Origin of the sequence: Streptococcus sp. DD10 (assembly GCF_001578805.1) — a bacterium.
Classification (GTDB): domain Bacteria; phylum Bacillota; class Bacilli; order Lactobacillales; family Streptococcaceae; genus Streptococcus.
Genome location: NZ_KQ969157.1, coordinates 655017 through 660935, shown reverse-complemented (window position 1 = coordinate 660935; position 5919 = coordinate 655017). Strand labels below are relative to the sequence as shown.

The window sequence follows — 5919 nt, the reverse complement described above, 5'->3', positions numbered from 1 at the left end:
GAACGTGTTGTTGAACAAAACGGAAAAGAGATGCAGGAGAAAGCTATTCGTAATGCGGAGAAGTTCCGTGGTCATTATCAAGGGAAAAGGTTTGTACGTCCTACTGGCGCTACTAAGCGTTCTATTTCGGTTTCTAGTGGCAAGCTAGATAGATTCAAGTATCGTGTTATGCCTAGCACTCATTATGCGGCTTACGTTGAATTAGGAACTCGGAAAATGAGCGCTCAACCTTTTATCAAACCTGCTTTTGATGCTCAAAAAGAACAGTTTAAAAAAGATATGGAAAGGTTGGTTAAATGAAGACAAGAGAACAAGCGATTTTTGATGAGATATTTAAGCGTGTTTTGTCTTTGGGTTATGCGGTTTACGATTACAAACCTGATGAAAAAACCTCATATCCTTTTGTTGAATTAGAAGACACAACTACTTATCATGCAACGAACAAAACAGATGTAAAAGGTTCAGTTGAGCTGACTTTGTCTGTTTGGGGGGCGCAGAAGAAACGCCGTCAAGTTTCGGATATGTGTTCTGCTATCTTTGCTCAAGCTATGACTGCAATCGAAGCCGGAGGATATCCTATCGCTTTATCTACTGGTCAATCTAGCATTTCGTTAATAGATGATATGACGACTCTTGTTCCGTTGAAAAGGGGAAGAGTTCGTTTGGTATTTACTTTATTGTAAGAGGAAAAGGAGGGCAAAAATGCCTATTGCAAAAAAAGGGATTGATTCAATCTTATTATTTCGTGTTTTGAGTGCAGCTAAGACAGATGCGGCTGCAAAAATGGCTTTTCAGACAGAGCATTCTACTGAAAAGAGTCGTGATGCTAACGCTTCACAAACTAAAGATGGTGTTCTTCAATCGGTTGGAGGAATTGAAGTTACTATTTCAGCTACTTCTATTTTGGCAGAAGATGACCCGCTTGTAATCAAGCTAGAATCTGCTATGAACAACGGTGAATTGGTTGAGATTTGGGAAATTGAAAAAGGCGCTACTAAAGATAGCAGTGGCAAGTTTGCGGCTGTTTATTATCAAGGGTATATTACATCATTTAACAAAACGAAAAATTCGGAAGATTTGGTTGAGTTAGAAATGGAATTTGCGATTAATGGTGTCGGGGCGAATGGTTTTGCAACGTTAACGGAAACGCAATCTGCAGTTGTTCAGTATGGTTTTGCGGATACGACTGCTGGAAGTGCTACGACTACTTCAAGTACTGAACGTTAATTTGTGAGGGCTTTTCGCCCTCTTTTTATTTATGAATAAGGAGAAAAAATGGAATTAATCATCAATGAAAAAGAGTATCAAGTTAAATTTGGCGTAAAGTTTGTTCGTTCGTTAGATGAACTTTATCCGTCTGTTCAGAACGGTTTGAAGTTTGGTTTTGGTCTTTCAACAAAGATTCCTGAATTACTTTCTAAAAATGTTGCTACGTTGGCTGATGTGCTTTACGTTGGTACGGTTGGTCAGAGCCCACGCCCTTCGTTGTCAGTTATTGAGGATTTTATCGATAATCACGAAGACATCGATAGTGTTTTTGATGAAGTATTAGATGAACTCGCTAAGTCTAATGCGGGTAAGTCACTGATGGCGGACTTGGGGGCGAGCCTATCCAAGAAAGCCGTGAAATAAAAAATTCACAAGAAACTTACGAAGACATCGTTATTTCTTGTGTTCGTTTTCTCAATATGACGGATATGAGAGCTATTGGAAATCTTACGCTTTATGAGTACGACTTGCTTATGACGGGGGTTTTGCTTCGTAAAGAAGATGAAAATGAAGCGATTCATAGGCAAGCGTGGCTTAATCGAATGGTGGAGAGCATGCGCTCGGATGGCAAGAATCCACTTTATAAGAATTATAAAGATTTTTATAAACAAGAATCGCGAAAGCAATCAAAGCGTAAAATCTCAGATGAAGAAATGAAATTGCTTCTAAAAGCAAATTTGTAGATTTTTAAAAGAAAGGAGGGGAAATATGGGTGAAAGTTATTCAGTTGAAGCGATTTTGACTGCAGTCGATAAAAATATGAGTTCTACTTTTAAAGCTCTTCAAAAATCTATCGATGGTTTAGAGAAAGGAAATTCGGTATTCGGACGATTATCTAATGGTAGTACATCGATGTTTAAATCGATGTTGGGAGCTAATCTAGTTGGTCAAGCTGTCGGAGCAATGACTCGGACAGTTTCAACGGGTTTGACAGGTCTTGTTAGCGAGTTGAACAGTTCTACTAAGGCGTGGAAAACGTTTGATGGGAATCTTAGCCAACTTGGTTGGGGCAAAGCTGAAATTGCAGAAGCAAAGGCACGAATGCAAGATTATGCGACTCAGACAATCTATTCGGCTTCGGATATGGGAACAACGTTCTCACAAATGGCGGCTATCGGTAGGAGAGATGCTAGTGAACTTGTTACTGCGATGGGTGGTCTTGCTTCGTCTGCTGAAAATCCTAAACAAGCGATGAAAACTTTGTCGCAACAAATGGTGCAAGCTATGACCAAACCTAAAATCCAATGGCAGGATTTTAAGTTGATGATGGAACAGTCACCGGCTGGTATGGCGAAAGTTGCAGCGGAAATGGGAATGTCTCTTGATGAGCTTGTCAGTAAAATCCAAGATGGCGGAGTTGAGACAGATGATTTTGCAGAAGCCTTTAAGCGTGCGGGTGCTTCTATGCAAGATATGGCGACACAGTATAAATCAATCGATGAAGCAGTAGGCGGACTTTATGAAACGGTAAGTACAAAATTACAGCCTGTTTTTGAAACATTTGGGAATCATGCTGTCGGGTGGATTGAAAAAATCATTAACAAATTGAATCAGATAGATGGGAAATCGATTGCTGAATTTGCAAATAGTATAGACCAGTTTTTGACTCAACTTGAAAACATCGAAGGTTTCGGAAATAAAATTCAATTTTTGACGGATAAATTTCCGATTTTGAAACAGGCGATGGCTTTTCTTGGTACGGCTGGTTTGGTTTCTGGAATTTCTAGCGCTATTCCGATGATTGGTACTTTTGGCACAGCTATTTCAGGGGTTATTCCTAGTCTTGATACGGTTAAGGCTGGTTTTACAGCTTTTAAAGGTGTAGCTGGGAACTTGTTTCAACCTTTAACGAGTGGTATCAGCGCTTTGAGCGGAGTTTTTCCACAAGTCGGTGCTGGAATTAGTAGCATGACGAACGCTGTAACGAATACGTCACGGGCATTTGCTGGTGCTGTTTCTGGTTCAAATGCTGCAAGAAGCGCTCTCGCTTTTATGGCAAACGATAGCAAGCTGGCTAGTACGGCTTTAAAAGGTTTAGATGTTGTAGATGGCGTTGGCGCTAAGTTCACAGCGCTTGGTCAGAAATTTCCTGCTGTTTCAAATGCTATGTCTGCTATGTCTAGTGGGGCTGGCAAGGTCGCTAGTGTGTTTGGCTCTAGCTTTAGCGGAATGTCCTCTATCTTGCAATCATTTTCAGGAATTGCTATGCAAGCTCTTATGCCTGCTGCGATTTTTGGGGTATTTTTGGCTGGTTTAGGATTGCTTCAAGGACAATTCGGCAGTCAGATTAATCAATTGGTGCAAGTAGCTGTGACGCAAGGACCGCAAATTATAACTAATCTAGTAAATGGGATTGTTTCACAAATTCCACAGCTGATTAATCAAGGTACACAGCTTATAACTCAATTTACTCAGGTTATCGTTGCTAATGCACCAGCTGTTATTCAAGGGGCGGTGGCTCTTATTTCTGCTTTGGTGCAAGGCGTAGGAAGTAATTCAGGACAGCTTATCAGTTCTGCTATTCAAATTATTGGCGTGTTGGTCAATGGGCTTTTAACTGCGTTACCTCAGTTGTTGTCAACTGGTATGCAGTTCTTGGTTCAGTTGGCTCAAGGAATTGTACAAAATATTCCACTTTTGTTGAGTACGGCTTTGCAGATTATCCAAAACTTCGTTCAATCTGTATTACAAGCTCTTCCACAAATTATTTCAGCTGGTATTGAGATTATCACAACGTTGGTCGAGGGGATTATTAATAACCTTCCTCAAATTATCGAGACGGCAGTACAAATTATTAGTTCGTTGTTGCAAGGTTTGATGCAAGCTCTTCCACAAATTGTTACTGGCGGACTTATGCTAGTAGTAAAACTGGCTGGCGCTCTTATTATGGGCTTGCCAAAAATTCTTGAAGCTGGTTGGAAATTGATTGTAGGTTTAGGAAAAGCTATGTTAGATGCGATTCCTGCTGCGATTGGTGGCGTTGCGGATTCGGTTGGTAATTTCTTTGGTGGCATTTGGGATTGGATAACTGGCAAGAACGATGAAGGCGCTTCTAAGACCAAAGCAACGATGGACGATATGACTAGCCATGTATCGGCTAAGACTGCAGAGGCTTCGGCAAGTGCGAAGCAGAATGCGAGTGATATGGCTGCGGGTGTTTCTGGTAGCATGGATACGCTCAATAATGACACGTTAGCAAAACTTGGAACACTTAATACAAACGTTGACACGAGTATGCAAGGTTTGGTCACTTCAACCGATGTCAATATGCAAGCGATGAATACTAATGTCAATACTGCATTTACTCAAGCGAATGCAGATGCTACGACACAAACAGGATTGATGCAACAAAATGTATCTACAAATATGCAGATGATGGGGACGGAGACACTTAATCAAGCTACTTTGATGAAAGATGGCGTTTCTTTGACCATGTCTGAGATGGGTACGGATACACTTGCGAAAGCGACAGCAATCAATACTGATGTTACAAGTAATTTTGCTACTGCGAACACAAACGCTGTTTCTCAAGCTCAAGCAATGCAAGCTGGAGTGAATGGAGCAGTTTCAGGAATGAATCTTGATAGTGTAAATCAGACTTTGACAATGGCGAATGGCATCGGTACAAATATCGCTACTGCGAATACGAATGCTACTGCACAAGCGCAAGCGATTAATAGTAATGTAACTAGCAATTTGCAAACGATGCAAGGGGCTGGTTCTACGGCTGTTGGTGGTTTAGCAACAGATGTTTCAAGTCAAATGACGAGTGCTGCGAATACTGCGCAAAGTCAGTCTCAAGTTATTGCTAACTCGGTGCAATCATGTATGCAATCAGTACAAAACGCTACTTCTTCTGGAATGTCAGCGGTATCTTCTGCGATAACAAGTGGCATGAATCAAGTTTCATCTAATGTCAAGAGTGCTATGTCTAATGTAGCTTCTGCGATGCAGTCAGCGGGGAATCAGATGAAATCCATTATGACGTCTAGCATGAATCAAGTTTCATCTACGATTAAAGCGGGTATGTCGCAAGTGAAATCAGCTGTTCAATCGAATGGTCAACAGATGGTGTCGGCTTTTCGTTCTACTGGTCAACAGATGGTGTCGGCTGCTCAAAGTATGGTGAATCAGTCAGCGGGTGTGATACGTGGCGGATATGGTTCTTTTTATTCGGCTGGTAGTTATATCGGGCAAGGTTTGGCTCAAGGTATGTATGCGGCTCTTGGAGCTGTTACGGCAGCCGCTAACGCTCTTGTGGCTCAAGCTGAACGAGCAGCGCAAGCGAAAGCACGGATTCATTCGCCATCACGTCTATTTCGTGATAATGTCGGTAAATATATTCCTCTCGGGGTTGCGGTTGGTATTGATAAGAATGCTGGTGCAGTTACTGACTCGGTTGGTAATATTTTTGGCGTGGTGAATCATTTTGAATCTGCTATGAGCGAACGTGTGGCTGGAATCGGTTCACATTTACAATCTAGGTTTAACGGTGATGTGTCAGGTGCTTTGTCTGCAACTTATGAGATAAATCAAACAAAAGAACCTATGCTTTTTAATTTTGTTCTAGGGAACAATGAGTACGGAGCTTTTGTAGATGATATTACGGAAGCGCAAAACAAGAAAGAAAGGATACGTTTGAAATCGGCA

At 41.3% G+C, this 5919-nt stretch carries 6 protein-coding genes; all 6 read left to right on the top strand.

All coding sequences use genetic code 11. From position 1 onward, the window contains the following. Window positions 1–300, top strand: a 300-nt coding sequence (locus STRDD10_RS02955) for an HK97-gp10 family putative phage morphogenesis protein (RefSeq protein WP_067192974.1), incomplete at its 5' end; no start/stop codon positions are given. Then, the gene (locus STRDD10_RS02950) at window positions 297–683 is read left to right on the top strand and encodes a phage capsid protein (RefSeq protein ID WP_067192972.1); all 387 of its coding nucleotides are present in this window, start codon (window positions 297–299) and stop codon (window positions 681–683) included. The genes STRDD10_RS02955 and STRDD10_RS02950, both read left to right, overlap by 4 nt. Before the next feature lie 19 nt (window positions 684–702). After that, the gene (locus tag STRDD10_RS02945) at window positions 703–1227 is read left to right on the top strand and encodes a phage major tail protein, TP901-1 family (RefSeq protein ID WP_067192968.1); all 525 of its coding nucleotides are present in this window, start codon (window positions 703–705) and stop codon (window positions 1225–1227) included. A 48-nt stretch (window positions 1228–1275) separates the two neighbouring features. Then, window positions 1276–1632, top strand: a complete 357-nt coding sequence (locus STRDD10_RS02940) for a tail assembly chaperone (protein WP_067192966.1) — start codon at window positions 1276–1278, stop codon at window positions 1630–1632. Between the two features lie 65 nt (window positions 1633–1697). Next, entirely contained in the window at window positions 1698–1952 is a 255-nt protein-coding gene (locus STRDD10_RS02935; RefSeq protein WP_231853358.1) for a hypothetical protein, read from the top strand. A gap of 25 nt (window positions 1953–1977) precedes the next feature. Further along, window positions 1978–5919: tape measure protein (locus tag STRDD10_RS02930; RefSeq protein WP_067192961.1), on the top strand; the 3942-nt coding region annotated here is incomplete at its 3' end.